The organism is Mycobacterium sp. SMC-13, from assembly GCF_045311035.1.
Lineage (GTDB): Bacteria > Actinomycetota > Actinomycetes > Mycobacteriales > Mycobacteriaceae > Mycobacterium.
In genome coordinates this window covers 238,796-264,906 of record NZ_JBJIAI010000005.1, presented here as the reverse complement: position 1 = coordinate 264,906, position 26,111 = coordinate 238,796, and the positions used below count along the sequence as shown (strand labels likewise).

The 26,111-nt window shown below is 67.5% G+C and carries 26 protein-coding genes and 1 riboswitch; of the genes, 13 read left to right on the top strand and 13 right to left on the bottom strand.

Annotated features, from left to right (window positions below):
* Together ispF and carD are read right to left on the bottom strand one after the other, a co-directional pair.
* Window positions 1-474: a 2-C-methyl-D-erythritol 2,4-cyclodiphosphate synthase gene (gene ispF, locus ACJH6I_RS10300; RefSeq protein ID WP_020100885.1), complete on the bottom strand. Its 474-nt coding sequence runs from the start codon at window positions 472-474 to the stop codon at window positions 1-3.
* Between the two features lie 20 nt (window positions 475-494).
* Window positions 495-983 (bottom strand): RNA polymerase-binding transcription factor CarD, encoded by a 489-nt coding sequence (gene carD / locus ACJH6I_RS10295; protein WP_020100886.1) that lies wholly within the window; start codon window positions 981-983, stop codon window positions 495-497.
* A 349-nt stretch (window positions 984-1,332) separates the two neighbouring features.
* Here carD and ACJH6I_RS10290 point away from each other — a divergent pair, with 349 nt between their 5' ends.
* The 4 genes from ACJH6I_RS10290 to disA all read left to right on the top strand — a co-directional run bounded on the left by ACJH6I_RS10290 (window position 1,333) and on the right by disA (window position 5,163).
* Complete coding sequence (locus tag ACJH6I_RS10290; RefSeq protein ID WP_371825686.1) at window positions 1,333-1,932, top strand: hypothetical protein; 600 nt, start codon at window positions 1,333-1,335, stop codon at window positions 1,930-1,932.
* Between the two features lie 67 nt (window positions 1,933-1,999).
* On the top strand, window positions 2,000-2,578 hold the full coding sequence (locus ACJH6I_RS10285) for a DUF4241 domain-containing protein (protein ID WP_212807273.1): 579 nt from the start codon (window positions 2,000-2,002) through the stop codon (window positions 2,576-2,578).
* Window positions 2,579-2,613: 35 nt separating this feature from the next.
* On the top strand, window positions 2,614-4,008 hold the full coding sequence (gene radA / locus ACJH6I_RS10280; protein ID WP_135356482.1) for a DNA repair protein RadA: 1,395 nt from the start codon (window positions 2,614-2,616) through the stop codon (window positions 4,006-4,008).
* A 75-nt stretch (window positions 4,009-4,083) separates the two neighbouring features.
* Window positions 4,084-5,163 (top strand): DNA integrity scanning diadenylate cyclase DisA, encoded by a 1,080-nt coding sequence (gene disA / locus ACJH6I_RS10275; RefSeq protein ID WP_346415104.1) that lies wholly within the window; start codon window positions 4,084-4,086, stop codon window positions 5,161-5,163.
* A gap of 2 nt (window positions 5,164-5,165) precedes the next feature.
* Here disA and ACJH6I_RS10270 read toward each other — a convergent pair whose 3' ends face one another.
* The gene (locus tag ACJH6I_RS10270; RefSeq protein ID WP_135356528.1) at window positions 5,166-5,909 is read right to left on the bottom strand and encodes a hypothetical protein; all 744 of its coding nucleotides are present in this window, start codon (window positions 5,907-5,909) and stop codon (window positions 5,166-5,168) included.
* A 153-nt stretch (window positions 5,910-6,062) separates the two neighbouring features.
* Window positions 6,063-6,680, bottom strand: a complete 618-nt coding sequence (locus tag ACJH6I_RS10265; RefSeq protein WP_135356481.1) for a carbonic anhydrase — start codon at window positions 6,678-6,680, stop codon at window positions 6,063-6,065.
* Between the two features lie 37 nt (window positions 6,681-6,717).
* On the opposite strand from ACJH6I_RS10265, the gene ACJH6I_RS10260 reads away from it, so the two are divergent.
* On the top strand, window positions 6,718-7,605 hold the full coding sequence (locus ACJH6I_RS10260) for an A/G-specific adenine glycosylase (RefSeq protein WP_135356480.1): 888 nt from the start codon (window positions 6,718-6,720) through the stop codon (window positions 7,603-7,605).
* 99 nt (window positions 7,606-7,704) lie between these two features.
* Window positions 7,705-8,049, top strand: a complete 345-nt coding sequence (locus ACJH6I_RS10255; protein WP_135356479.1) for a hypothetical protein — start codon at window positions 7,705-7,707, stop codon at window positions 8,047-8,049.
* Here the strand turns inward: ACJH6I_RS10255 and ACJH6I_RS10250 are convergent, their stop codons facing one another.
* The gene (locus ACJH6I_RS10250) at window positions 8,050-9,021 is read right to left on the bottom strand and encodes a GlxA family transcriptional regulator (RefSeq protein ID WP_135356478.1); all 972 of its coding nucleotides are present in this window, start codon (window positions 9,019-9,021) and stop codon (window positions 8,050-8,052) included. It lies immediately after the preceding gene.
* Between the two features lie 72 nt (window positions 9,022-9,093).
* Here ACJH6I_RS10250 and ACJH6I_RS10245 point away from each other — a divergent pair, with 72 nt between their 5' ends.
* Entirely contained in the window at window positions 9,094-9,294 is a 201-nt protein-coding gene (locus ACJH6I_RS10245) for a hypothetical protein (protein ID WP_135356477.1), read from the top strand.
* On the opposite strand, the gene ACJH6I_RS10240 is transcribed toward ACJH6I_RS10245, so the two are convergent.
* A complete protein-coding gene (locus ACJH6I_RS10240) occupies window positions 9,295-10,053 on the bottom strand; it encodes an alpha/beta fold hydrolase (RefSeq protein ID WP_135356476.1) in 759 nt (252 codons plus the stop codon).
* 42 nt (window positions 10,054-10,095) lie between these two features.
* Between ACJH6I_RS10240 and mhuD the strand changes: the two genes are divergently transcribed.
* Both mhuD and ACJH6I_RS10230 read left to right on the top strand, forming a co-directional pair.
* On the top strand, window positions 10,096-10,413 hold the full coding sequence (mhuD, locus tag ACJH6I_RS10235) for a mycobilin-forming heme oxygenase MhuD (protein WP_226519856.1): 318 nt from the start codon (window positions 10,096-10,098) through the stop codon (window positions 10,411-10,413).
* Complete coding sequence (locus ACJH6I_RS10230) at window positions 10,376-11,740, top strand: serine hydrolase (RefSeq protein WP_081633376.1); 1,365 nt, start codon at window positions 10,376-10,378, stop codon at window positions 11,738-11,740. Before mhuD ends, ACJH6I_RS10230 begins: the two co-directional genes overlap by 38 nt.
* On the opposite strand, the gene ACJH6I_RS10225 is transcribed toward ACJH6I_RS10230, so the two are convergent.
* The 4 genes from ACJH6I_RS10225 to ACJH6I_RS10210 all read right to left on the bottom strand — a co-directional run bounded on the left by ACJH6I_RS10225 (window position 11,706) and on the right by ACJH6I_RS10210 (window position 14,957).
* Window positions 11,706-12,302 (bottom strand): (2Fe-2S)-binding protein, encoded by a 597-nt coding sequence (locus ACJH6I_RS10225; RefSeq protein WP_167837992.1) that lies wholly within the window; start codon window positions 12,300-12,302, stop codon window positions 11,706-11,708. The genes ACJH6I_RS10230 and ACJH6I_RS10225 overlap by 35 nt on opposite strands.
* 55 nt (window positions 12,303-12,357) lie before the next feature.
* Entirely contained in the window at window positions 12,358-12,912 is a 555-nt protein-coding gene (locus ACJH6I_RS10220; RefSeq protein WP_135356475.1) for a TetR family transcriptional regulator, read from the bottom strand.
* A gap of 65 nt (window positions 12,913-12,977) precedes the next feature.
* Window positions 12,978-13,445 carry a DUF4334 domain-containing protein gene (locus ACJH6I_RS10215; RefSeq protein WP_135356474.1) on the bottom strand — a complete coding sequence of 156 codons (468 nt, stop codon included), beginning with the start codon at window positions 13,443-13,445 and terminating at the stop codon, window positions 12,978-12,980.
* 93 nt (window positions 13,446-13,538) lie between these two features.
* Window positions 13,539-14,957, bottom strand: a complete 1,419-nt coding sequence (locus tag ACJH6I_RS10210; RefSeq protein WP_135356473.1) for a short-chain fatty acyl-CoA regulator family protein — start codon at window positions 14,955-14,957, stop codon at window positions 13,539-13,541.
* Between the two features lie 119 nt (window positions 14,958-15,076).
* Here ACJH6I_RS10210 and prpD point away from each other — a divergent pair, with 119 nt between their 5' ends.
* The 4 genes from prpD to ACJH6I_RS10190 are packed head-to-tail and all read left to right on the top strand — an operon-like array spanning window position 15,077 to window position 22,002.
* Window positions 15,077-16,582, top strand: a complete 1,506-nt coding sequence (gene prpD / locus ACJH6I_RS10205) for a 2-methylcitrate dehydratase PrpD (RefSeq protein ID WP_212807280.1) — start codon at window positions 15,077-15,079, stop codon at window positions 16,580-16,582.
* Window positions 16,579-17,499, top strand: a complete 921-nt coding sequence (gene prpB, locus ACJH6I_RS10200; protein WP_212807281.1) for a methylisocitrate lyase — start codon at window positions 16,579-16,581, stop codon at window positions 17,497-17,499. Before prpD ends, prpB begins: the two co-directional genes overlap by 4 nt.
* Window positions 17,496-18,614: a bifunctional 2-methylcitrate synthase/citrate synthase gene (locus tag ACJH6I_RS10195; protein ID WP_212807282.1), complete on the top strand. Its 1,119-nt coding sequence runs from the start codon at window positions 17,496-17,498 to the stop codon at window positions 18,612-18,614. The genes prpB and ACJH6I_RS10195 overlap by 4 nt, the downstream gene beginning before the upstream one ends.
* 7 nt (window positions 18,615-18,621) lie before the next feature.
* Complete coding sequence (locus tag ACJH6I_RS10190; protein ID WP_406774131.1) at window positions 18,622-22,002, top strand: pyruvate carboxylase; 3,381 nt, start codon at window positions 18,622-18,624, stop codon at window positions 22,000-22,002.
* Window positions 22,003-22,014: 12 nt separating this feature from the next.
* On the opposite strand, the gene ACJH6I_RS10185 is transcribed toward ACJH6I_RS10190, so the two are convergent.
* The 3 genes from ACJH6I_RS10185 to ACJH6I_RS10175 all read right to left on the bottom strand — a co-directional run bounded on the left by ACJH6I_RS10185 (window position 22,015) and on the right by ACJH6I_RS10175 (window position 26,097).
* Window positions 22,015-22,932 carry an NADP-dependent oxidoreductase gene (locus ACJH6I_RS10185; protein ID WP_212807284.1) on the bottom strand — a complete coding sequence of 306 codons (918 nt, stop codon included), beginning with the start codon at window positions 22,930-22,932 and terminating at the stop codon, window positions 22,015-22,017.
* A 151-nt stretch (window positions 22,933-23,083) separates the two neighbouring features.
* Window positions 23,084-25,357: a 5-methyltetrahydropteroyltriglutamate--homocysteine S-methyltransferase gene (gene metE, locus ACJH6I_RS10180; protein ID WP_318985409.1), complete on the bottom strand. Its 2,274-nt coding sequence runs from the start codon at window positions 25,355-25,357 to the stop codon at window positions 23,084-23,086.
* A gap of 114 nt (window positions 25,358-25,471) precedes the next feature.
* Window positions 25,472-25,681, bottom strand: a riboswitch (cobalamin riboswitch).
* 23 nt (window positions 25,682-25,704) lie between these two features.
* Window positions 25,705-26,097, bottom strand: coding sequence for a YbjQ family protein (locus ACJH6I_RS10175; protein ID WP_318985408.1), 393 nt, complete (start codon window positions 26,095-26,097; stop codon window positions 25,705-25,707).
* Between the last annotated feature and the right edge of the window lie 14 nt (window positions 26,098-26,111).

The following is a 26,111-nucleotide window of genomic DNA, read 5'->3' as shown; positions in this document are numbered from 1 at the left end:
CTAATCGAGCGAGACCACCAGCGCCGTCGCAATCGCCGCCAGACCCTCGCCCCGACCGGTGAGCCCGAGACCATCGGTGGTGGTCGCCGAGACGGAGACCGGAGCATCCAGAAGCGCCGACAGCACCTGCTGGGCCTCTTCCCTGCGGGGCGCGATTTTCGGGCGGTTGCCGATCACCTGGACCGCCGCATTGCCGACTCGAAAACCGGCAGCCGTCAGCAGCGTGGCGACATGTTTGAGCATGTCGGTGCCGGTGACGCCGCGCCACTCGGGACGATCGGTACCGAAGACACTGCCCAGGTCACCGAGGCCGGCAGCACTCAGCAAGGCATCACAGAGTGCATGCGCGGCGACGTCGCCGTCGGAATGCCCGGCACAGCCGTCAGCATCGTCAAAGGACAGGCAGAGCAGCCAACACGGCCGCCCTGCCTCGATGGGATGTACGTCGGTACCGAGACCGATACGGAAGTTCACTGCTCCGTTGGAGATGGCGTTCAGGACGCCGCGGCGAGAACCTCGTCCAGGATGGTGGCGGCCTTCGCGTCATCGGTGTTCTCGGCCAGGGCCAGCTCACCGACAAGGATCTGACGAGCCTTGGCCAGCATGCGCTTCTCGCCGGCGGACAGACCGCGCTCCTGGTCACGACGCCACAGGTCACGAACGACCTCGGCCACCTTGTTCACATCACCGGAAGCCAGCTTCTCCAGGTTCGCCTTGTAACGACGAGACCAGTTGGTCGGCTCCTCGGTGTGCGGGGCACGCAGCACCTGGAACACCTTGTCGAGGCCTTCCTGACCCACCACGTCGCGAACACCGACGTATTCAGCGTTTTCTGCGGGTACTCGAACGGTCAGATCGCCCTGCGCAACCTTGAGGACGAGATATTCCTTCTGCTCGCCTTTGATGGTCCGGGTTTCAATCGCCTCGATCAATGCTGCACCGTGGTGTGGGTAAACGACGGTGTCTCCGACCTTGAAAATCATCAGATTCGGGCCCCTTTCACATAGCAATGTTAGCACGGGCGTCAGACACCCGCGGATCAACAATGCAGGTCAGGGGCCATACAGATGCGTGAAAGGGGTTGACAGCGCGGCGTTTACGTGCAGTGGCGGGGGCCACAATCCGGCCGAATTCCCCCGGATTCACGTCCCATTCACCGGTCATTCCCGGCCGGAAAGACGCCCGAACCAGGCAGATGGCGGGCCTCCGCTACCGCCGCCAACCGCCACCTACTACTCTGCATAGTCGAACGCCGGACCAGTCCGGGGACACAGCAGGACATACCCAAGGCCGTCACGCGCATCGCCGCTGGCGCCCAAGCAGGAGGCTTGAGTGAACCGCATGAAATCGCGCACTTCTGCCGTCACGCTGGCCGCCTTCGGGCTGGCCACCGCGGTGACGCTCACCGGCTGCAGCAGCGGCCAGGTCTCACAGAGCGCGAACCAGCTGCCTGCGGTCAACGGCACCGCCACCACCATCGGCAACGAGAAGGCCGGTGTGGATCTGCGCAACGTCTACCTGCGCGCCCCGCAGACCCGCGACTTCGTCAAGCCCGGCACCATGGTCGAGCTGCTGTTCGTCGCGACCAACAAGTCGCCCGACAACCCCGACAAGCTGATCGGCATCACCTCCGACACCGGCGAGGTGCTGGTCAACGGCGGCACCACGGTGCCCGCGGGCGGCGTGCTGCTGGTCGGCACCCCGGACGGCCAGAAGCAGACCCTGCCGCGGTCCGAGGACGCCACGACCTCCATCGCGATGGTGGCGCTGACCAAGCCCATCAGCAACGGCCTGAACTACAACTTCACGTTCAAGTTCCAGAACGCCGGCGAGAAGACCATCGCGGTCCCGATCTCCGCCGGCGAGGCCCCGCGCCGCGAGGCCGGCGACGCCGCTCCGGCACCTGCCGGCGGCGGCGAGGGACATCACTAGCCTCGCTTCGTTCCTCGCAGCCACCACCGGTCGCGCTGCGGGATGCACCGTCGTCGAACTCGGAACGGTGCAGGTCAGTACCGGCGCATTGATCGCGCGGGATCCGTTCGGCCCGAGAAGCGGCGGTTGCATACTCGCCGTCCCGAATGGCTCGTACCGGGTTTGGGCAACGGTGGTCGATGTGAGCGACGACGGCACTCCTGAGCCCCGCCAGGCATATTTGAGCGTGGCGATCGGCGACGGCCAACCGGCCCTGCTCGGTTCCGCCGACGAATTACTCGTGCCGCCCGTCCCCAGCTTCGGCGCGTTCACCGGCACCGACCACGGGCTGCTCGCGGTTCACGATGCGGCGGTCGAGGATTCAGTGCTGGCAGATCGCGCCGAGGCCATCGACCGCGGCCTGTGGGCACCGGATATCGGCCCGGGCTACGCCAATGTGTCACTCGACCCGGCCTCCGGTGCCAATGTCGTCGTCAGCGGATCCGGTTGGGGCGACGGCGGTTTCCCGGTCCTTGCGACGTACGACCGCGACGACAGGCCCGTCGCCGTACACGTGGATTTCGGTGTCATCGGGGACCACCCGGATGATCAACCCGGCTTGATGCGAAAACTGGCCAGGCGACTCGGATTCGGACGCCGAGCCTGACGCAATCTGTCGGTACCAGCGACTAAGTTCGCGGCATGGCCAGAACCGGTTCGAAAGTACGTTCGCAGTTCCGCTGCTCGGAGTGCCAGCACACCACGGCGAAATGGGTGGGCCGCTGCCCGGACTGCGGCACCTGGGGCACGGTCAACGAAGTCGCCGTACTGAGCACGCTGACGCCCGCGACGCATCGCGCCGTCGCGCCGGCGTCGCCCGCAGTACCGATCAGCTCGATCGATCCGGGCACGACCAGGCATTTCCACACCGGGATCAGCGAACTGGACCGCGTGCTGGGCGGTGGTGTCGTACCGGGTTCGGTGACGCTGCTGGCCGGTGATCCCGGCGTCGGCAAGTCGACACTGCTGCTCGAGGTCGCGCACCGCTGGGCCATGTCCGGGCGGCGTGCGCTCTATCTGTCGGGCGAGGAGTCCGCCGGGCAGATCCGGCTGCGCGCCGAGCGCACCGGCTGCACGCACGACGACGTCTACCTGGCCGCCGAATCCGATCTGCAGACCGCGCTCGGCCACATCGAGGCAGTCCAGCCCACCCTCGTGGTGGTGGATTCGGTGCAGACCATGTCCACCGCCGAGGCCGACGGCGTCACCGGCGGCGTGACACAGGTCCGGGCCGTCACCACTGCCCTCACCATGGCGGCCAAGACGACGGGCATCGCGATGGTTCTGGTCGGCCACGTCACGAAGGACGGCGCCATCGCCGGGCCGCGCTCACTGGAGCACCTCGTGGACGTCGTGCTGCACTTCGAGGGCGACCGCGCGTCGGCACTGCGCATGGTCCGCGGCGTCAAGAACCGCTTCGGCGCGGCCGACGAGGTCGGCTGTTTCATGTTGCACGACAACGGAATCGAATGCGTTGCCGACCCGTCTGGGCTGTTCCTCGACCAGCGGCCGGCCCCGGTGTCCGGCACCGCGGTGACCGTCAGCCTCGACGGCAAGCGGCCACTCATCGGCGAGGTGCAGGCGCTGATCGGCTCGCCGTCAGCGGGTTCGCCGCGCCGCGCGGTCAGCGGTATCGACTCGGCCCGCGCGGCCATGATCACCGCGGTGCTCGAGAAGCGGGCGCGGCTTCCCGTCGGCACCAACGACATCTACCTGTCCACGGTGGGCGGCATGCGGCTGACCGATCCGTCGTCCGATCTGGCGGTCGCGCTGGCCATCGCGTCGGCGTACACCGACCTGCCACTGCCGGCCACCGCGATCGCCATCGGCGAGGTGGGCCTGGCGGGTGATCTGCGCCGGGTCACCGGCATGGACCGCCGGCTCGCCGAGGCCGCCCGCCTCGGCTTCACCACGGCCGTGGTGCCCACCGGAATCGAGTCACCGCCGCGCGGGCTTCGGGTGCTGCCGGCCGACAACATCACCGCGGCGTTGCGGGTGTTACGCAAGATCACAGAGAATGTGGACCGGACCGGGTAGAGCCCGGCCGGAAAACCACCGAGGAGTGCACCGATGTCGGTGAAAGCGGGAACCCGGGCCGGGCGCGGCAACGTCGTGCATCTGGCCCGACCGACACTGCGCGAGACGTTGGGCAAGCTGGCGCCCGGCACGCCGCTGCGGGACGGCCTCGAGCGCATCCTGCGCGGCCGTACCGGCGGGCTGATCGTGCTGGGCTACGACGACAGCGTGGAGGCCATCTGCGACGGCGGCTTCCCCCTCGACGTCCGGTTCGCGCCGACCCGGCTGCGGGAGCTGTCGAAGATGGACGGCGCCGTCGTGCTCTCCAGCGACCTCACCCGCATCCTGCGGGCCAACGTGCAGCTCGTGCCCGACCCGTCCATCCCGACCGACGAATCCGGTACCCGGCACCGCTCGGCCGAGCGCGCGGCCATCCAGACCGGCTTCCCGGTGGTGTCCGTCAGCCACTCGATGAGCATCGTCACGGTGTACGTCGCCGGGGAGCGGCACGTCGTTCCGGAATCGGCGACCATCCTGTCGCGCGCGAACCAGACCATCGCCACGCTGGAGCGCTACAAGTTCCGGCTCGACGAGGTCAGCAAGCAGCTGTCGATGGCCGAGATCGAGGACTTCGTGACGCTGCGCGACGTCATGACCGTCGTGCAGCGCATGGAGATGGTCCGCCGGATCAGCCTGGAGATCGACGCCGACGTCGTCGAGCTCGGTACCGACGGCCGCCAGCTCAAGCTGCAGCTCGACGAACTCGTCGGCGACAACGACGCCGCCCGCGAACTGATCGTGCGTGACTACCACGCCAACCCCGACCCGCCGACCGCCGACCAGGTGACGGCGACGCTCGAGGAGCTCGACGCACTGAGCGACAACGAGCTACTCGACTTCACCACGCTGGCAAGGGTTTTCGGTTATCCGTCGACGCCCGAGGCGCAGGATTCGGCGATGAGCTCGCGCGGCTACCGGGCGATGGCCGGCATCCCGCGCCTGCAGTTCGCACACGTCGACCTGTTGGTGCGGTCGTTCGGATCGCTACAGGGCCTGCTCGCCGCGAGCGCCGACGACCTGCAGTCGGTGGAGGGCATCGGGTCCATGTGGGCCCGCCACATCCGTGAGGGTTTGTCGCTGCTCGCCGAGTCGACGATCGCAGACCGGCTGGCCTGAGATCAGTTGGCCGGGCCGGGCAGCGTCGGCTCGCCGGGCGCCGGGGCCGCCGGCGCCGGGGGCGGTGCCTCGCCCGCCGGCGGTGCACCCGCGCCGGGCTGCTGCGCCTCGGACAACACGAACGGCACGGGGGCCGATCGCAGGTTGCCCAGCTGGACGACCAGGTTGTAGGTGCCCGGCCCGATCGCCTGACGCGGCAGCGGGCAGTTGGGCGCCGAGCCCATGCCGGTCCAGGTGACCTCGGTGGTCACCTGCTCGCCGGGCTTGAAGCCGCGGACCAGGGTCTCGTTCGACGGGGCGCAGTCCAGGTTGGACCACAGCCGGTTGTTGTCCAGTGAGTAGACGTAGGCGGCCAGCACCGCGGCACCGACGTCACGCTTGCACTCGACGAGGCCGATGTTGGTGACCACCATCGTGAACTTCGGCTGGTCGCCGATCACGTAGGTCGGCTGGTTGGTGATGCCCTTGGCGGCCAGTGTGCTGTCCGGGCAGTCGTCGCCCGCCTTGAGCACCGGCGGCGGCGTGACCGCGGTGGTCGGGGTGGGCGTCGGGGCCGGAGCCGCGTTCGGCGGCGGCGCGATCGGACTCTTCACCCCGGGTGTTTCGCCCGGAAGCGGCGTCGCGGACGTCGACGTCTTCGCGGTGGGCTGAGCATCCTTGGAATCGCCCGTGCTGTTGCTGAAGACGACGACCCCGATGATCACAACCAGGAGCAGGACGACTGCGGCGACACCGATCGCCAGCATCCGACGACGGAAATAGATCTGGGATGGCAGCGGGCCATGCGGTTCTAGATCCGGCACATTGTCACGGTAAGGGCACAAAACGCGGTGGGCTCTGACCTGGTCCGGCGTGTCGTCTGTGAACTGGGGTGGTATTCGCCACCCCAGTTCCGCCGACTATTCGCCGATATCGCCGACGTGGTCGCGCTTGGTGATCCGACCCTCGGCCAAGTGATAGGTGGCGCCGACGATGGCGACCTTGCCCGACGCCAGACGCTCGGCGATGATGTTCGACCGCCCGCTCAGCAGGCGCACCGTCTCGTTGACGTGCTTGGCCTCGAGCTCGTCGACCTCGGAGAGTCCTTCGCGGCGGCCGACGAGGATCGACGGCGTCACGCGCTCGACGATGTCCCGCACAAACCCGCCCGGCACCGCGCCGTCGTCGAGAGCCGTGATGGTGGCCTTGACCGCACCGCAGCTGTCGTGGCCGAGCACGACGATCAGCGGCACTTCCAGAACGGCCACGGCGTACTCGATCGAGCCGATCACCGCGGAGTCGAGGACGTGACCGGCGGTACGCACGACGAACATGTCGCCGAGACCCTGGTCGAAGATGATCTCGGCGGCGACGCGGCTGTCCGCGCAACCGAAGAGGACGGCCGTCGGCTTCTGCCCGCCGGCCAGTTCGGCACGGCGCTCGATGCTCTGGCTGGGGTGCAGCGACTCACCGGCAACGAATCGCTCGTTACCCTCTCTCAGTGCTTTCCACGCGCTTATCGGGTTCGAGTTGGGCATGCCGCCCATTGTGCCCTGCACGCATAGCGGACGCGCAATGAGTTCAGGGCAAATTCTCATACCCGCCGACGAGCTCCTGGGCTGGTACCGCACGGCGCAGCGCGACTTGCCGTGGCGGGCCCCGGATGTCACCGCATGGCAAATTCTGGTCAGCGAGTTCATGCTGCAGCAGACCCCGGTGTCGCGGGTCGAACCGATCTGGCGGGACTGGATCGCCCGCTGGCCCACGCCGTCCGCGACCGCGGCGGCCGGGGCCGCTGACGTGCTGCGCGCGTGGGGCAAGCTGGGCTATCCGCGGCGCGCCAAGCGGTTGCACGAATGCGCCGAGGTCATCGCCACCGAACACGGCGACGAGGTACCCCGCGACGTCGAGACGCTGCTGACACTGCCGGGCGTCGGCGCCTACACCGCGCGGGCCGTCGCCTGCTTCGCGTATCAGCAGGACGTCCCCGTGGTCGACACCAACGTGCGCCGCGTGGTGGCACGCGCGGTTCGCGGTGTGGCCGACACGCCCGCACGCTCGCGTGACCTCGACGACGTCGCCGCGCTCCTGCCCGAAGATGGCACGGCACATGTGTTTTCGGCCGCGTTGATGGAACTGGGCGCCATCGTCTGCACCGCCCGCACACCGAAATGCGGCGTCTGCCCGTTGACCGTCTGCGCGTGGCGCAGCGCCGGCCATCCGGAGCTGGACGCGCCGACGCGTCCCGTGCAGAAATACGCCGGGACCGATCGCCAGGTCCGGGGTCGGCTGCTGGATGTGTTGCGCGGCAGCGCAACTCCGGTGACGCGGGCGCAGTTGGATGTGGCGTGGCTCACCGATACCGCGCAGCGCGACCGAGCCCTGGACTCACTGCTGGTCGACGGCCTGGTCGAGCAGACCGCCGATGACCGGTACGCACTCGCGGGTGAGGGCGAGCGCTAAAAACCCCGTTTCAATGAGAACGGCATGAAACCGCCTGCTTTCCAATGAGAACGGCATGAGTCAGTACCACATGCGGTGATGCTCCGATAGAACGGAAGCATGACCGCATACCGAATTTCAGGTGAACAGAAAGCAAACAACAATCGACGCGGCCTCGTCATCGTCGGAGCCGCCGCAGCCGCAATCGCTGCCGCGGCACTCGCCCCGGCCACGGCCTCCGCGCTGCCGACCGGCGGCGGCTCGGCCGTCGACACCATCAACGAGCTGCAGTCCCGCGGCTATCACGTCCAGGTCAACACCAGCACTTCCGGCCCGCTGTCGGCGTGCTCGGTGACCGATGTGCACGGGCTGACCGGCTCCAACATCGACGGCCGGGGCCAGCGCATCAACTCCGGTCAGTTCGACACCGTGTACGTCAACGTGCAGTGCCGGCCGCAGGGCTAGTCAACGCGCTTGCGGCGCAACCAGATTGGGACAGGCGAAGCGCCGCCGGTAGTCGGACGGGTTGACGCCGACGACGCGCCGGAAATGGTGCCGCAGCAAGGTTGCGGTACCGAATCCGGCCTTGTCCGCCACCCGGTCGACATCGAGATCCGTCTCCTCCAGTAGCCGACGGGCGTACAGCACGCGCTGATCGGTGACCCATTGCATGGGCGTCCGGCCGGTCTCCTCGACGAACCGCCGCGCGAACGTGCGCCCCGACATGCTCGCCCGTTTGGCCAGGCTCGCCACCGTGTGCGGCTGCCGCAGGTTGGTCAGAATCCAATCCAGATGCGGCGCAAAGCCTTCCGAGCACCGGACCGGGATCGGCTGCTCGATGAACTGCCGCTGTCCGCCGTCGCGCTGCGGTGGCACCACCATGCGGCGCGCGATCTTGTTGGTGATCTCGCTACCCATCTCGCGGCGCACCAGATGTAGGCAGGCATCGATGCCGGCAGCGGTTCCCGCGCTGGTGATCAGATTTCCGTCGTCGACGAACAGCACGTCACGGTCGACGCGGGCGGTGGGAAACATGCGAGCCAGCTTGTCCGCATGCATCCAGTGCGTGGTGCACGCCCGGCCGTCGAGCAGCCCCGCGGCGCCGGCGACGAACACCCCTGAGCAGATGGTCAGGATCATCGAACCGGAGTCCGCGGCATTGCGGATGGCATCCAGCGCCGCCTGCGGATAGACCGGACCTGCCACGGCCGGAATGGCGACCAGGTCGGCCCCCAGCAGCTGGTCGATGCCGTGGTCGGGGGTCAAAGAGGCGCCGACCGACGTCCGTACGGGCTGCCCGGCCACCGGCCCGCAGACCTTGAAATCGAAGTTCGGCACACCGTCGGCTGACCGGTCGATGCCGAAGACCTCGCACACCACGCCGAATTCGAACGGCGCCACTCCGTCCATCACCAGGACCGAGACACTGTTGATCATGGCAGTATTTTATCGATTGCCGTCCGAACTGCCACTGTTTATTCGGTTGCCCCGGATTCGAGAATTATCGGCATGAACACCATCCTGACTCTCGTCGCGATGGTCGCGATCATGGTCGCCCCCTTCGCACTCGGCGCCCTGTTGAGCGCCATCACCCGAAATCCCGGTGCGCGCAACGGTTTCGGCAACGTCAACTGGACCGACGTGGGAGACTCCCGCGACCTTGACCGCGTCGCGCACGACCTCGCCGCGGCACGTTCCCGATTCGAGTAATCAGACGGACGCGAGGAAATCCTCGACCGCGCGGCGGTAGACCTCGGGTGCGTCGTCGTGCACGAGGTGGCCTGCGCCGGGAACTTCCACATACGTTGTCCGGTGCCCGATCTCGGCCATCTTGCGCATCTGCCCCGGCGGCGCGACCCCGTTGCCGGCCTCGATGAGGAGTGTCGGCGCCCGTACTGCCGTCCACTGCTGCCAGTAATCCCGGGTGCCCCACTCGGCGGCGATCGCCACCCAGTGCGCCGCCTCGCCATGCAGCCGCCAACCGGTCTCGGTGCGATCGAAAGCGTCCAGGAAGTACTGGCCGGCGACCGGGCCGAAGAGATCCAAAACCTGTTGCGCCGAATCGAATTCGACCGGAATCGAATGTGTCCAGGGATCCCAGGCACCGATGGTGAAGCCGACGAAATCCGCTGCCATGTCCTCGACCACCAGCGCGGTGACCAGTTCCGGATGCTCGGCGGCCACACACCAGCTGTGCAGCCCACCCATCGAGTGCCCGATCAACCGCGCCGGGCGCCCCAGCGAACCGACCGCGTCGGCCAGGTCAGCGACGAACCGTTCGGTGCTGATCGGCTCGGAATCGTGGACGCCGCGCCCGCGGTGCCACGGGGCGTCGTACGTGTAGACCTCGCCCAATTCCGTCAACCACGGCAACTGCCGGTCCCACGTCGTCCCGCGGCCCATCAATCCGTGCACCAGCACAATCGGCTCGCCGGTGCCGCCCCGGGCGGTGAGCAGGTCGGTCGTCATGGCCCCATCCTGCCTGTCGACTAGCGCGGTAACCTGAACCACATGCCTGTGGTGAAGATCAATGCGATCGAAGTTCCGCCCAACGCCGGCCCGGAATTGGAGAAGCGGTTCGCGAACCGTGCCCACGCGGTGGACGGCCAGCCCGGCTTCCTCGGGTTCCAGCTGCTCCGCCCGATCAAGGGTGAGAACCGCTACTTCGTGGTGACGCAGTGGGAGTCCGACGAGGCGTTCCAGGCCTGGGCCACGGGCCCGGCCGTCGAGGCGCACGCCGGGCAGCGGGCGAATCCCGTCGCCACCGGAGCATCACTTCTCGAATTCGAGGTTGTGTTGGACGTTGCTGGTTCCGGCCAGCAGGCATAAGACCCGGGCTGCGCTCGCCACGGCCGGCGCAGTCATCGTCGTCTTAGGTGGCTGTAGCAGTACGCCCGCAGCCGTCGCGCCGCCATCGAGCGCTGCCTACGGCGCGCTGATCGACATGAGCACCCCGCAGGGCATGCGGTCCAGGCAGACGATGGACATGCTCAACTCGGACTGGTCCATCGAGCCGGCCGGGGTGAAGACGCTCGCCGCGCCCGACCAGGTCGACGACATCACCTACCGGATGAAGTGGATCTGGTGGGACCGCCCGTTCAAGCTCACCGGCATCGACATCGGCGCCGGACAGTCGACGCTGCACGTCACCAACTCCTATGGCGTGAACCAGGACATCCAGCTGCACGTCGACGGCAAGGGCACCGTCGACCGCATGGAGGTCTCGCTGCGTCCGCCGCCCGTCAAGTCCTGGGCCGACGTCGACGCGGCGATCGCGAAGTCCGGCGCGCACTACTCGTATCAGGTCGCCAAGGTCGTCGACGGCAAGTGCGTCAAGGTCGCCGGCACCAACGTCGACGAGCCGATGCCGCTGGCGTCGATCATGAAAATCTATGTGCTGCTTGCCGTTGCGCGGGCCGTGTCGGCCGGCACCCTCAGCTGGGACGACAAGGTCACCGTCACCGCCGAAGGCAAGAAGCTCGGTTCGGCCGGCATGGACAACCTGGCGCCGGGCACCCAGGTGACGGTGCACGAGGCGGCCCAGCAGATGATCTCGGTGAGCGACAACATGGCCACCGACATGCTGATCAACAAGGTCGGCCCGGCCGCGGTCGACGAGGCACTCGTGGTCGCCGGGCACCACGACCCGGCGAGTCTGACGCCGTACCCGACCATGCACGAGCTGTTCTCGATCGGTTGGGGCAAGCCCGATGTGCGTGACCAGTGGAAGAACGGCGACAAGGCGCAGCGCACGGCGCTGTTGCAGCAGGTGAGTTCACGGCCGTACGAGCCCGACCCGTACCGCACCCGGACGCCGGCATCCAGCATCGGGGCCGAGTGGTACGGCAGCGCCGCCGACATCTGCCGCGAGCACGTCGCGGTGCAGGCCGCCGCTGTCGGGCCGGCCGCGCCGGTCCGGGACATCATGTCGAAGGTCGCCGGCATCGACCTGGACCGCGCCAAGTGGCCGTACCTCGGCTCCAAGGGCGGCAATCTGCCGGGCGACCTCGGTTTCAGCTGGTACGCCGTCGACCACACCGGCCAGCCGTGGGTGGTGAACTTCCAGCTGACCTGGCCGACGTTCAAAGGTCAGACGGCGGCGCAGTGGCTGCTGAGCATCATCAAGCAGGCGTTCGATCTGATCCCGGTGCGGTGAGCACGCAGTCGCCGCAGCACGCCGCCCTGTCGCCGGCCAGCTGGTAGATCAGGCAACAGCTGTTTCGGCGAAATGCCGGCCCTGAGCGCAGCACTCCCCCGTCGACTCGGGGGTCCGCGAGCACCGCGTCGGCCGCTTGTCGTGCCTGCTCGGCCAAGTCGGGCCGGGTCCGGCCGATCTGCTGGGCCGCACTGTTGGCGGCCGACCCGACGTTGCCCCACAACACTTTCGGGCTGACGCCGAATCGCCCGAACGCGTTCGTGAGTACTTCCACTGCGGGCGCGCCCCCGGCCGGCCGCGCGGAGACCGCCAGTGGATAGGGACCGCCCAGCTGGTCCTGCCAGGCCAGGTCGGCCAATGACCACGACACCGGCTCCCCGAGAGCGGCGGTGCCGATCATCGGCGCGATCAGCCGCGCCACCAGCCCCAGGTGCGCGACGGACGCGGCAACGCGAATCTCGGGCTCGCCGTTGCCCATCAGCGCCGACCTGACCTTGTGCACGCGCGCGGTCAGCGCGTCGGGATCGTCGACGAGCTCGGCCATCGGCCGCCACGGCGGCATCGGCGAATCCTGTTGCCGCACAATGGCGAAGAACGGGCCGAACCCGGCCAGGTCGTCAGTCACCGGCGGGCTGTTGAACCAGCCGGCGCGCGGCCTCGGCGACGGCGGCGCGCCGGACGGCGGCGGTTTCCGGCGACAGCGGCTGATCGACGATGCGGTCGATACCGAATCCGCCCGCGGCCAATGCATAGGTCATGTCGTTGAGCAGCACCAGCAGATCCATCGGCCGCCACGACGCGTCGATGATTCCGCTCCGCTGGGCCTCGGCGATCCGGTCCAGCTTGGACTGGAAGATGCGGCGCAGCACGTGGTCACCGAACATCCCGTCGGCGGCCTCCAGCTCGATCCAGCGCTGCAACCGCGCCCCGACCGGGTCCGCGACCATGTAGTCGAAGAGCGCGACAGCGTACGCCGGCACGTCGTCGGGTTTGAAGATCGCGTCGTACGGCGCGTCCTGAATCCACTGCTCGACGACCGCCTCGAACAGGTTCTGCTTGCTCTGGAAGTAGCTGTACAGCCGCTCCTTGCTGGCATTGGCTTCGGCGGCAATGCGATTCAGCCGGGCACCGGCAAATCCGAGGGCGGAGAACTCCGCTTTGGCGGCAGCCATGATGCGCTCGCGTGTCGCATGTCCGGCTGCTCTCATAGCATCCGCCAGGGTAACAGCCAGCTACCTCACTGGTCGCGTTCGAGGAGGAAGTAGAACAGCTTGTCGTCGGTGCGCTGCCGCTTGCCGTTCATGATGCCCATGAGGGTGTCGCTGTCGACCCGCTTGAAGTGGTCGAACACCGGCTGCCCGTCGTAGACCATGGTCCCGGTCACCTCGCCGCGAAACTCGATGTCCCACAACGTCGCGCCGCCACGGCTGAGGTCCCTGTTCGAAAACAGTTGCCCCGCTTCGTCGTAGCAGACGATGGGCTCGACATCGTTGATCGATTTGAAGATCTTGCCGTACCACCGGGCCGCCTGCAGTTGGCCGTTCATCTTGTGGCCGGTGTCGAACTCGTCGCCTTTCCAGTTGCCGACCATGTCGACGGCTCGGACCGGTTCCAGCGAGGCCCAGATTTCGTCCAACTCGGCCGGATCGACATGAGCCTGGCCCCGCAGTTCGGCGAAACGAGCGCGGGCGGTATCGACGTCCACAGGGACCTCCCAAGTCAGTTGGTTCGGAAACTGACTGTAATCCCGAACCAACCGGTTCGGCAAGCCTGGATATTGACGTGCCCAGATATTAATTCAGGTGTGCCCGCCCGAAGACGAGTAGGGCAAATCGGTGCTGCTGTGCCGGTCGACCTGCACGGGACGACCGACGTAGGGAAAGGCCCGCTGCGGGCAGGCAGGGCGGTCACAGATCTTGCAGCCCGCACCGATCGGAATCGCGGCCTCAGGGTCGGCCAGATCGATGCCGGCGGAATAGATCAACTTGTCGGCGTGCGCCAGGTCGCAACCGAGACCGATGGCGAAACGCTTCCGCGGCCCCCGGAACCGACTTGGGGCCGACGTCGTCGTGCGCGCGATCCAGAAATACGACCGCCCGTCGGGCATCTGCGCCACCTGGGTGATGAACTCCCCGGGTCTCGCGAAGGCCTGGTGCACCACCCACAACGGGCAGTTGCCACCGACCCGGGAGAAATGAAAGGCAGTGGCGGACTGACGTTTCGAGATGTTGCCCGCGCTGTCGGTGCGCACGAAGATGAAGGGCACACCCCTGGCTTCGGGGCGCTGCAGCGTCGAGAGCCGATGGCATACGGTCTCGAATCCGACCTCGAACCGGCGCGCCAACTGGTCGATGTCATACCGCAGTTCCTCGGCCGCCGCCAGGAACAGCCGGTACGGCATCAACAGCGCGCCGGCGAAGTAGTTCGCCAACCCGATCTGCGCGACTTCCCTTGCCTCGGCGCTCAGTTGGTCGTCGGCGGCCACCAGCGCCGCGATCAGGTCGGCATACATCAACAGCGCCAGCTGGGTGGCCAGCTGGAATGCGCGCTGCCCCGGGTGCAGCCACCGGGCCACGTAGAGAACGCCGACGTCCTCGCGGTACAAGCGTTTGGCATTGGGCCCCAACACCTCCCCGTCGTCGATGACCACACTGATGCCGAGCTCTGCGGTCAGCAAGTCGGCCAGTTGGGCATCCAAACCGCCGAGCCGCATAGCGAACCGGCCGAACAACGATTCGGCCGCGGCGTCCAGTTCACCGACGTGGTTCTTCCGGTCGTAGAAGAAGTCCCGGACTTCTTCGAACGGCATCGGCTGCGGCAACGGCGCCGACGCGTCGACGGTGGCGCGGGTGTGCATGGCGTCGAGTTCGGTTGTGGCATCGAACAATCGGCGGTTCATGCTGACCAGCATCTGACCGACCGCCGGCATTCTCGCCACCAGTTCCTCGATCTGGCCGGCCGTCGCCGAGGTGTCGGCGAGGATCTCGCGCAGGTCGGAAACCAGCCGCGCGTCCGATTCGGGCGCGAAGTAGTTGGTCGGCAGATCGAAGCGCTCCGCCAAGGTGAGCAGCACCGGTACCGTCACCGGGCGCTGGTCGTTCTCCAGCTGGTTGACGTAGCTCGTCGACAAACCCAGGACGCGCGCCAGCGCGACCTGCGTCAGGCCCTGTTCCTCGCGCAGCCGTCGCAGACGGGCGCCCACGAATGTCTTTGCCACTGCCGCGAGCCTAACCCCCGCGGCTTACACAAAGTTCGCAAACTACAACCACCAAGGACGCAAAATTACGCAAATACAGGGTCTTTCCGGCTCGCGATCAGCTGCGTAGCGTGCGAATCATGCAGACACACGAGGTACGCACCCGACGCAGCGCGGAGGAATTCCCCCGCTCGGAACACCTGGCGTGGAAGATCGCGGAGGTGGCCGCCGATCCGGTCGACGTGACGCCCGAAGTCGAGGCGATGGTCGTCAACCGGATCATCGACAACGCCGCGGTCTCGGCCGCATCGGTGATCCGGCGTCCCGTCACCGTCGCCCGGACCCAGGCACAGGCGCACCGCACGCCGCGCGGTGCCACGGTATTCGGCATCGACGGCACCTACTCGCCCGAGTGGGCCGCCTGGGCCAACGGGGTGGCCGTCCGCGAACTCGACTTCCACGACACCTTCCTGGCCGCCGAGTACTCGCACCCGGGGGACAACATCCCGGCCCTGGTCGCGGTGGCCCAGCAGCTCGACGTCCGCGGCGCCGACCTGATCCGCGGCATCGCCACCGCATACGAGGTGCAGATGGACCTGGTCCGCGGAATCTGCCTGCACGAACACAAGATCGACCACGTCGCGCACCTCGGCCCGTCCGTCGCCGCCGGCCTCGGCACCATGCTCCGGCTGGACCCCGAGACCATCTATGCCGCGGTCGGCCAGGCGCTGCACCTCACCACCGCCACCCGCCAGTCCCGCAAGGGTCTGATCTCCAGCTGGAAGGCCTACGCCCCAGCGCTGGCCGGCAAGGTCGCGATCGAGGCCGTGGACCGTGCCATGCGCGGTGAAGGCTCCCCCGCCCCCATCTGGGAAGGCGAGGACGGCGTCATCGCCTGGCTGTTGTCCGGGCCCGAGCACACCTATCGGGTGCCGCTGCCCGGCCCCGGTGAACCCAAGCTGGCCATCCTGGACAGCTACACCAAGGAACACAGCGCCGAGTACCAGAGCCAGGCCCCCATCGACCTGGCGCGCCGGATGCGTTCGCGGATCGGCGATGTCGACCAGATCGCCACCATCGTGCTGCACACCAGTCACCACACGCACGTCGTGATCGGCACCGGCTCGAACGATCCGCAAAAGTTCGACCCGGATGCAACACGGGAAACCCTGGATCACTCGGTGATGTACATCTTCGCGGTCGCACTGCAGGACGGTGAGTGGCACCACGAACGGTCGTACGCGCCCGAGCGCGCCCGCCGGCCGGACACCATCGAGCTGTGGCACAAGATCTCGACCGTCGAGGACCCGGAGTGGACCCGCCGCTACCACTCGAATGACCCGGCGGAGAAGGCGTTCGGCGCCCGGGCCGTGGTGACGCTCAAGAGCGGCGAGGTGATCGTCGACGAGCTGGCCGTGGCCGACGCGCACCCGCTCGGCGCGCGTCCGTTCGGGCGTGAGCAGTACCGCGACAAGTTCACCACGCTCGCCGAAGGCGTCGTCGCCCCTGCCGAGCAGGACCGGTTCCTGGCCGTGGTCGACGGCCTTGCGGCCATGAAGCCGGGCAGCCTCGGCGCCCTCAACGTGCGCGTCGACCAGGTCGTGCTGGACAAGGCGCCCACGATCCCGTCGGGGATTTTCCGATGAGCGCCGGCCTGCTCGGCTCGCGGGTCTCGGCCGCCGACAAGCGGGTGGCGTTGCGGACGGCACTGAATTCCGGCCGGCTGCAACGCTATCCGGGCGCATTCTCGCCACTGGTGGCGAAGCTGGTGTCAGAGATCGGCTTCGAGGGGGTCTACGTCTCGGGCGCGGTGCTGTCGGCCGACCTGGGCCTGCCCGATATCGGGCTGACCACCTTGACCGAGGTGGCCGCCCGCAGCGCCCAGATCGCCGCGGCCACCGACCTGCCCACCCTGGTGGACGCCGACACCGGCTTCGGCGAGCCGATGAGCGCCGCACGCACCATCACGATCCTGGAGGATGCCGGGCTGGCCGGCTGCCATCTGGAGGACCAGGTGAACCCCAAGCGCTGTGGCCACCTCGACGGTAAGGCAGTCGTGCCGGCCACCGAGATGATCAAGCGACTGCGTGCCGCGGTCGCCGCTCGCCGGGACCCCAACTTCGTCATCTGTGCGCGCACTGATGCCGCCGGAATCGAGGGCATCGCCGCGGCCATCGACCGGGCCAAGGCCTACGCCGATGCCGGCGCCGACCTGATCTTCACCGAAGCACTGTCCACCCCAAGGGAATTCGAGCAGTTCCGGGCAGCGGTCGACACTCCCCTGCTGGCCAACATGACCGAGTTCGGCAAGTCGGAACTCGTGACGGCCCAGCGGTTGTCAGACATCGGCTACAACCTGGTGATCTACCCGGTCACCACGCTGCGTCTGGCGATGCACGCGGTCGAGATGGGCCTGCGCGAAATCCACACCGCCGGAACCCAGGCCGGCCTGCTCGGCCAGATGCAACACCGCAGCCGGCTGTACGAGTTGCTGCGCTATGCCGAATACAACCAATTCGATTCCGACATCTTCAATTTCACCCTCCAGGACGTGAAATCATGACCACTCAACCGCCCCACATCCACAAGGGTCTGGCCGGTGTCGTCGTCGACACCACCGCCATCTCCAAAGTCGTGCCCGAGACCAACAGCCTGACCTACCGGGGCTATCCGGTACAGGATCTGGCGACGCACTGCACGTTCGAGCAGGTGGCCTACCTGCTGTGGCACGGCGAGCTGCCGACCGAACACGAACTCGCGATGTTCTGCCAGCGCGAGCGGGCGTCCCGGCGGATCGACCGGTCGATGTACTCGCTGCTGGCCAAGCTGCCCGAGAGCTGCCACCCGATGGACGTGGTCCGCACCGCGATCAGCTACCTCGGCGCCGAGGATCCGGAAGAGGACGACAGCACGACTCCCGCCAACTACGCCAAGTCACTGCGCATGTTCGCCGTCCTGCCGACGATCGTCGCCGCCGATATCCGCCGACGGCAAGGACTTTCGCCCATCCAACCGCACAGTCAGCTGGGATACGCCGAGAACTTCCTGAACATGTGCTTCGGATCGGTCCCCGAACCGGCGATCGTCGTCGCGTTCTCCCAGTCCATGGTGCTGTATGCCGAGCACAGCTTCAACGCGTCCACGTTCGCCGCCCGGGTGGTGACCTCCACGCAGTCGGACATCTACAGCGCGGTGACCGCCGCCATCGGCGCCCTCAAAGGCTCGCTGCACGGCGGCGCCAACGAGGCCGTCATGCACGACATGCTGGAGATCGGCTCGGCCGCGAACGCCCCGAAGTGGTTGCACGGCAAGTTGTCTCGCAAAGAGAAGGTGATGGGCTTCGGACACCGCGTCTACAAGAACGGTGACTCTCGGGTGCCGACGATGAAGGCTGCGCTCGACCGGGTGGTGGCAGCCCGCGGCGGCCAGCGGTGGCTGGACATCTACACCGTGCTGGAGCGCGAGATGTTCACCGCCACCAGGATCAAGCCGAACCTCGACTTCCCCACCGGGCCGGCCTACTACCTCATGGGTTTCGACATCCCGGTCTTCACACCGCTTTTCGTGATGGCCCGCATCGTGGGCTGGACCGCACACATCATGGAACAAGCGGCGTCGAACGCACTGATCCGTCCCCTGAGTGAATACTCGGGCCAACCACAACGTTCCATTGCCTGAGCGCGCCATCACCAAAGTCCTCGTCGCCAACCGGGGTGAGATCGCGATCCGGGCCTTCCGGGCGGCCTATGAGCTGGGTATCGCGACGGTGGCGGTATACGCCCACGAGGACCGGAACTCCCCACACCGATTGAAGGCCGACGAGTCCTACCAGATCGGCGAGCCTGGCCATCCCGTTCGGGCTTATCTGTCGGTGCCCGACATCATCCGGGTGGCCCAGCTGTCCGGCGCCGACGCGGTGTACCCGGGATACGGATTCCTCTCGGAGAACCCCCAACTCGCGGCAGCGTGCGCCGCGGCCGGCATCACGTTCGTCGGCCCGAGTGCCGGCGTCCTGGAGTTGACCGGTAACAAGGCCAGCGCCATCGCCGCGGCCCGAACCGCCGGCCTACCGGCGCTCGCATCGTCGGCTCCGTCTGCGTCAGTCAGCGAATTGCTCACGGCCGCAGCCGGTATGGAGTTTCCCCTGTTCGTCAAGGCCGTCTCGGGTGGTGGCGGACGTGGCATGCGGCGGGTGACCGAGCCGGCCGCGCTGGCCGAGGCCATCGCGGCGGCGTCGCGCGAAGCGGAGTCTGCTTTCGGTGACCCGAACGTCTACCTCGAGCAGGCGGTCCTCAACCCCCGCCACATCGAGGTGCAGATACTGGCCGACGGAACCGGCGAGGTGATCCATCTCTTCGAACGGGACTGCAGTGTGCAACGCCGGCACCAGAAGGTGGTCGAGCTGGCCCCCGCCCCGAACCTCACCGACGAACTGCGGAACCGGATCTGTTCTGATGCGGTGACATTCGCGCGCCAGATCGGTTACTTCTGCGCCGGAACCGTCGAGTTCCTGCTCGACGAGCGCGGGCACCATGTGTTCATCGAGTGCAATCCGCGCATTCAGGTCGAGCACACGGTGACCGAGGAGATCACCGACGTCGACCTGGTCACCGCCCAGTTGCGGATCGCGGCCGGCCGGTCGTTGGCCGAGCTCGGGCTGAGCCAGGATCGTGTCAGAATCCGTGGCGCCGCCATGCAGTGCCGCATCACCACCGAAGATCCCGCCAACGGTTTCCGTCCCGACACCGGCCGGATCACCGCCTACCGTTCTCCCGGCGGTGCCGGCGTCCGGTTGGACGGCGGCACCAACGTCGGTGCGGAGATCAGCGCCCACTTCGACTCGATGCTGGTCAAACTCACCTGCCGCGGCCACGACTTCGCGACGGCGGTCAGGAGGGCCCGACGCGCCCTCGCGGAGTTCCGCATCCGCGGGGTGTCGACGAACATCCCCTTCCTGCAAGCGGTTCTCGATGATCCGGACTTCGCCGCAAGCAAGGTGTCGACATCGTTCATCGACGAGCGTGCGCAACTGCTGACGGCCCACACTCCAGGGGACCGCGGCACGCGCATCCTCAACTACCTCGCGGATGTCACGGTGAACCAACCGCATGGCGGTCGTCCATCGGCTGTGTATCCACGTGACAAGCTGCCGAAGATCGATCTCGACGGTCCGGCACCGGCGGGCAGCAAGCAGCTGCTGACCGAGCTCGGCCCAGAGCGCTTTGCGGCCGCCCTGCTGGAGTCGCCGCGGCTGTGGGTCACCGACACCACGTTCCGCGACGCCCATCAGTCGCTACTCGCAACTCGAGTGCGTACCTCGGGCCTGGTCAAGGTGGCCCCGTACGTGGCGCGCATGACGCCGCAGCTGCTGTCGGTCGAGTGCTGGGGCGGCGCGACCTACGACGTGGCGCTTCGGTTCCTGAAAGAGGACCCGTGGGAGCGGCTGGCCGCGCTGCGGGAGGCGATGCCCAACATCTGCCTCCAGATGCTGTTGCGCGGCCGGAACACCGTGGGTTACACACCCTATCCGACATCGGTCACGTCGGCGTTCGTACAGGAGGCCACCGCCACCGGCATCGACATCTTCCGCATCTTCGACGCGCTGAACAACGTGGAGTCGATGCGGCCGGCGATCGATGCAGTGCGCGAAACCGGTTCCGCGGTGGCCGAAGTCGCGATGTCCTACACCGGCAACCTCTCCGACCCCGCGGAGACGCTGTACACGCTCGACTACTGGCTGAAGCTGGCCGAGCAGATCGTCGATGCCGGTGCCCACGTGCTGGCAATCAAGGACATGGCCGGTCTGCTGCGACCACCCGCGGCGGCAAAACTCGTGTCGGCGTTGCGATCCCGTTTCGACCTGCCTGTACACGTCCACACCCACGACACCCCAGGTGGACAGCTGGCCACGTACGTCGCGGCCTGGCAGGCCGGTGCCTCTGCAGTCGACGGGGCGGCGGCACCGCTGGCCGGCACCACCAGCCAGCCTGCGCTGTCGTCGATCGTTGCGGCAGCCGCGCACACCGCGCACGACACCGGTCTGTCGTTGGCAAACGTCTGTGAGCTGGAACCGTATTGGGAGGCGTTGCGCCGCGTCTACGCGCCGTTCGAGGCGGGCCTGCCCGCACCGACCGGCCGCGTGTACACCCACGAGATCCCGGGCGGGCAGCTCAGCAATCTGCGTACCCAGGCCGCCGCCCTCGGGCTGGGCGGCCGGTTCGAGGACATCGAAAACGCCTATGCCGGAGCAGATCACGCTCTCGGCAGGCTGGTGAAGGTGACGCCGTCGAGCAAGGTGGTAGGTGATCTTGCGCTGGCGCTCGTCGGCGCCGGGATGAGCGCCGGGGAGTTCGCCGCCGACCCGCACCGCTGCGACATCCCGGATTCGGTGATCGGCTTCCTCCGCGGCGAGCTCGGCGACCCGCCCGGCGGCTGGCCGGAACCCTTGCGCAGCAAGGCCCTTCGCGGAAGGTCCGACACCAGGCCGACGGCAACCCTCACCGTCGAGGACTACGCCGAACTGGCGGAACCCGGTCTTACCCGCCGAGCGGCCCTGAATCGGCTGCTCTTCCCCGGTCCGACCCGCGAATTCCGCACGCATCGAGAACAATTCGGCGACACCTCCCGCCTGAGCGCCAACCAGTTCTTCTACGGGCTGCGCCGCGGCGAAGAGCACCGCGTCGAGTTGGAGAAGGGCGTCGAGCTGCTCATCGGTCTCGAGGCCATCTCCGAGCCCGATGACCGCGGCATGCGGACGGTGCTGTGCCTGTTGAACGGTCAGCTACGCCCGATCCTGGTGCGGGACAGGTCGATCGACAGCGCAGTCCGCGCGGTGGAGAAAGCGGACCGCGGCAACCCGGACCACGTTGCGGCGCCGTTCGCCGGCGTCGTGACGATCCGGGTGACCGTTGGCGAGCGGGTGAGCGCCGGCCAAACGGTCGCCACCATCGAGGCGATGAAGATGGAGGCAGCCATCACGTCGCCGAGAGCCGGTACCGTCACGCGGCTCGCGGTGGCGCCCACGGCCAGTGTCGAAGGCAATGACCTGCTGGTGGTGGTCAGCTGACCGTCGTAGTGTTCACGGCACGACGACGAGCTTGCCGTGCACATGGCCCGTCGTGCTCGCCGAGAGCGCGGCACCGGCTTCGGTCAGCGGGTACGTCTCGCTGATCGAGACGGCAAGACGTTCCTGCGCGACAAGCGTCGCGAGTTCGCGAAGGGCGGCGCCCAGTTCGCTTCCGGACCCACCGGCGTGCACCTCGATGCCGGTGTCGGCCTGGTCGAAGGCGACCAGCGTGAGCACCCGGGCCGGATCGCCGGTGAGCTCGATCGACAACGGAATCTCGCCGCGACCGGAGGCGTCGAGAACGGCGTCGACTCCGTCGGGTGCGGCGGCCCGCACCCTCTCGAGCAGACCATCGCCGTAGGTGACCGGCGTCGCGCCGAGCGAACGCAGGTATTCGTGGTTGGATTCACCCGCCGTGCCAATGACATTGACACCCTGAGCCTTTGCGAGCTGGACGGCAAAAGTACCTACGCCGCCCGCGGCCGCATGGATGAGCAGGGTGTCGCCCGCCTTGACGCCGAGCTTCCCCAGCACCGTGTACGCAGTGCCGCCCGCGCCTGCCAGCGAGCCCGCCACTTCCCAGCCGACGCCCTCAGGCTTACGGACGAGCTCGGCAGCTTCCGCCAGCGCAAGATCCGCGAACGAACCTGTCGTCGACCGGCCCAGAACCTCGTCGCCAACCGCCCACTCGGTCACCTCGGACCCAACGGCGTCGACGACGCCGGCCACGTCGGACCCCACACCGGCGGGCAGCTCGAGCGGCATCAGTTCGCGCATGTATCCGCCGAGGATCTTCCAGTCGATCGGATTGACGCCCGCGGCACGTACCGCGATTCGCACCTGGGTGGGTCCGGGAGCCGGCGGCTCGACATCGACCACTCGCAAAACCTCAGGTGTGCCGTATTCGGCGAACTGCACTACTCGCGACATCGATTCGTCTCCAATCGGTTTCCGGGCACTGGCCCAGCAAGGTCAAGGCTCGGGCAGCCGGTTTTATTTCAGGTGACGCACCGCCGCGTGAACCCGAAAAGAACTGCGCTCCGGAACCTGGCTCAGGTTCCGGAGCGCAGTCATCGGCGAGCTATCCGGCGCGAACCAACAGTGCCGCCTGCACCATGCGCCGCAGCGACTCGGAAACCTCGTCGGTCTTGCGGGTCTTCAGCCCGCAGTCCGGGTTCACCCAGAGCCGTTCTGCCGGAACGGCATCCAGCGCACGGCGCAGCGATGTCGCCATCTCGCCGGTGGTGGGAACCCGGGGCGAGTGAATGTCGTACACACCGGGGCCGACGCTGTTCGAGAACCCGATGCCGTTGAGGTCGTCGAGGACCTCCATGTGTGAGCGTGCCGCCTCGATCGACGTCACGTCGGCATCGAGATCGGCAATGGCGCCGATCACCTCACCGAACTCCGAATAGCACAGGTGCGTGTGAATCTGCGTGGCGTCGCTGACGCCCGACGTCGAGAGTCGGAACGCGTCGACCGCCCACTGCAGGTAGGCCGCCTTGTCGGCATTGCGCAGCGGCAGCAGCTCTCGCAACGCCGGCTCGTCGACCTGGATGATCGCGATGCCGGCGGACTGCAGATCGACGGTCTCGTCCCGGATGGCCAGCGCCACCTGGTTGGCCGAGTCCGCCAGCGGCTGATCGTCGCGAACGAACGACCAGGCCAGGATCGTCACCGGGCCGGTGAGCATGCCCTTGACGGGCTTGTCGGTCAATGTCTGCGCGTAGGTCGCCCACTCGACCGTCATCGGCTGCCGCCTGGTGACGTCGCCGAAGAGGACCGGCGGGCGCACGCAGCGGCTGCCGTACGACTGCACCCAGCCGTTCTTGGTGGTCAAGAAGCCGTCGAGCTGCTCGGCGAAGTACTGCACCATGTCGTTGCGCTCGGGCTCGCCGTGCACCAGCACATCGAGGCCGAGTTCCTCCTGCAACCGGATCACCGTCTCGACTTCGGATTTCATCCGGCCGATGTAATCGGCCTCGTCGATCTCGCCGGCGACGAACGCCGCCCGGGCCTTGCGGATCTCGACGGTCTGCGGGAACGAACCGATCGTCGTGGTCGGCAGTGCCGGCAGATGCAGGCGGGCGTCTTGTGCCGTACGCCGTTCGGCGGCCGGCCCGCGGCTGATGCCACCGGACAGGACCGTGTCGAGCCGGGCTCGGACGGCGGCGTTGTGCAGTCGCGGGTCGTGCCTGCGTGACGCGACCGCCCGGTTCGATGCCTCGAGCTGCGCGGCCACCGAGCCCCGGCCAGTGCGCAGCGCCGTCGCCAGCGTCGCGACCTCGTCGACTTTCTCGGCACCGAACGCCAGCCAGCCACGGAGCGCGTCGTCGAGACCGTCCTCGCGCTCGAGCGAGTACGGGACGTGCAGCGTCGAGCACGACGTGGACACAGCCACCGAACGTGCCGACTCCTGCACTGACTCCAGCCGGAACAGTGCGGCCTCCAGGTCTGTGCGCCAGACGTTGCGGCCGTCGACGACGCCGGCCACCAACAGCTTGCCCGCGAGGCCCGGGATGCCGACTGTCGGTTGGTCACCCCCGGCAACGAAATCGACTGCCATACCGTCGATCTGGGTACGGGCCAGCGCCGGCAGCACGTTCCCCGGTTCGCCGAAGTAGGTCGCGACCAGGATCGCCGGACGATCTGCGGCGCCGGCCAGCACCGCGTAGACGTGCTCGGCCAATTCGGCGGCGTTGGCAGTGCCGTCCAGGATGTCGGTGACCAAGACGGGTTCGTCGATCTGCACCCACTCGGCACCGGCTGCGGCGAGTCGGCCCAGCAGTTCGGCATACAGCGGCACCAGCTCGTCGAGGCGCCCGATGGGCGCCTCGGCGCCGTCGACGGCCTTGCTCAGCGCCAGGAACGTGATCGGTCCGACGATCACCGGCCGGGCCGGAATACCCTGCGCCTGAGCCTCTTTGAGCTCTGCCAGCACCTTGTCGGGATGCAGTGTGAACGTGGTGTCGGGGCCGATCTCCGGGACCAGGTAGTGGTAATTGGTGTCGAACCACTTCGTCATCTCGAGCGGTGCGATGTCCGCCGTCCCGCGAGCCGCCGCGAAATAGCGATCGAGATCATCGGCAATGCCGCCCGCGCGACTCGGCAGGGCGCCGAGCAGTACCGCGGTGTCGAGCATCTGGTCGTAGTAGGAAAACGTATTGACCGGAATGGAATCCAGTCCGGCGGCCGACAACGCGGCGATGGTCTCGCGGCGCAGGCCCGCGGCGATTTCCTCGAGCGCGGCCCGGTCGATCCGGCCCGCCCAATAGCGTTCGACGGCCCGCTTGAGTTCACGGTTCGGACCGATGCGGGGCGCGCCGAGAATGGTTGCGGTGAATGGTGTTGACAACTGACGTCCTTCAAATGCGACGGAAGTGCGCACCGCCCAAGGACATTCATCGAGGACAGCACAAACCGCCCTCGGCGATCAGCCCATTCCACGAGGCGATGCACCGCCGGACGCGGCGCATCCGGCACAGCTGGCAGGTCTTCGGACTCGCGGGCACGCACCCTCGGGTGCACCTAGTGGCCGTCGCTTCCCAGTTCGATACGAACCAGTGCCGATGACGGCGGTCGTTCCTGCTCACCGCTGCGGGACAGTCCCGGATTCTCACCGGGTTCCCTCTCATGGCGATTTTCGCCATTCGATGCCGCAGACGCCGAAGCGCCATTGGCAAACCAGCTGCGCCGTGGAGACTACCCTGTCGGGCCCTGTGCCGGACCCGGGCCGCCGTAACCCAACTGCTGTGCGGTGTAGCGGGCGGCGTCGGTGACCGGAACCGCTTGTACCGCAGTGCCGTACGCGCAGATCTCGGTCCAGACGTCGCCGATCTCGGTGGTGTCGAACCGCATCCCGATGATCGCATTGCCGCCGCGGGCGTGACATTCCTGGAGCAGCCGGCCCATGGCTTCGTTGCGGCTCTCGGCGAGGTTCTTGGTCATGCCCTGCAGCTCGCCGCCGAACATCGCCTTGAAGCCGGCGCCCATCTGCGCGAAGGCGTTCCGGGACCGGACGGTGAGGCCGAACACCTCACCGCAGACCCGCTGAATCTCCCACCCGGGCAGGTCATTCGTCGTGACAACCAGCATGCTGCCGCCTTTCT

Excerpts from the sequence above, each read along its gene's own strand:
- carD (WP_020100886.1), bottom strand. The coding sequence starts at position 983 with ATGATTTTCAAGGTCGGAGACACCGTCGTTTACCCACACCACGGTGCA.
- radA (WP_135356482.1), top strand. The coding sequence starts at position 2,614 with ATGGCCAGAACCGGTTCGAAAGTACGTTCGCAGTTCCGCTGCTCGGAG.
- ACJH6I_RS10270 (WP_135356528.1), bottom strand. The coding sequence starts at position 5,909 with ATGCTGGCGATCGGTGTCGCCGCAGTCGTCCTGCTCCTGGTTGTGATC.
- ACJH6I_RS10265 (WP_135356481.1), bottom strand. The coding sequence starts at position 6,680 with ATGCCCAACTCGAACCCGATAAGCGCGTGGAAAGCACTGAGAGAGGGT.
- ACJH6I_RS10260 (WP_135356480.1), top strand. The coding sequence starts at position 6,718 with ATGAGTTCAGGGCAAATTCTCATACCCGCCGACGAGCTCCTGGGCTGG.
- ACJH6I_RS10255 (WP_135356479.1), top strand. The coding sequence starts at position 7,705 with ATGACCGCATACCGAATTTCAGGTGAACAGAAAGCAAACAACAATCGA.
- ACJH6I_RS10250 (WP_135356478.1), bottom strand. The coding sequence starts at position 9,021 with ATGATCAACAGTGTCTCGGTCCTGGTGATGGACGGAGTGGCGCCGTTC.
- ACJH6I_RS10245 (WP_135356477.1), top strand. The coding sequence starts at position 9,094 with ATGAACACCATCCTGACTCTCGTCGCGATGGTCGCGATCATGGTCGCC.
- ACJH6I_RS10240 (WP_135356476.1), bottom strand. The coding sequence starts at position 10,053 with ATGACGACCGACCTGCTCACCGCCCGGGGCGGCACCGGCGAGCCGATT.
- mhuD (WP_226519856.1), top strand. The coding sequence starts at position 10,096 with ATGCCTGTGGTGAAGATCAATGCGATCGAAGTTCCGCCCAACGCCGGC.
- ACJH6I_RS10225 (WP_167837992.1), bottom strand. The coding sequence starts at position 12,302 with ATGCCGCCGTGGCGGCCGATGGCCGAGCTCGTCGACGATCCCGACGCG.
- ACJH6I_RS10220 (WP_135356475.1), bottom strand. The coding sequence starts at position 12,912 with ATGGCTGCCGCCAAAGCGGAGTTCTCCGCCCTCGGATTTGCCGGTGCC.
- prpD (WP_212807280.1), top strand. The coding sequence starts at position 15,077 with ATGCAGACACACGAGGTACGCACCCGACGCAGCGCGGAGGAATTCCCC.
- prpB (WP_212807281.1), top strand. The coding sequence starts at position 16,579 with ATGAGCGCCGGCCTGCTCGGCTCGCGGGTCTCGGCCGCCGACAAGCGG.
- ACJH6I_RS10195 (WP_212807282.1), top strand. The coding sequence starts at position 17,496 with ATGACCACTCAACCGCCCCACATCCACAAGGGTCTGGCCGGTGTCGTC.
- ACJH6I_RS10185 (WP_212807284.1), bottom strand. The coding sequence starts at position 22,932 with ATGTCGCGAGTAGTGCAGTTCGCCGAATACGGCACACCTGAGGTTTTG.
- ACJH6I_RS10175 (WP_318985408.1), bottom strand. The coding sequence starts at position 26,097 with ATGCTGGTTGTCACGACGAATGACCTGCCCGGGTGGGAGATTCAGCGG.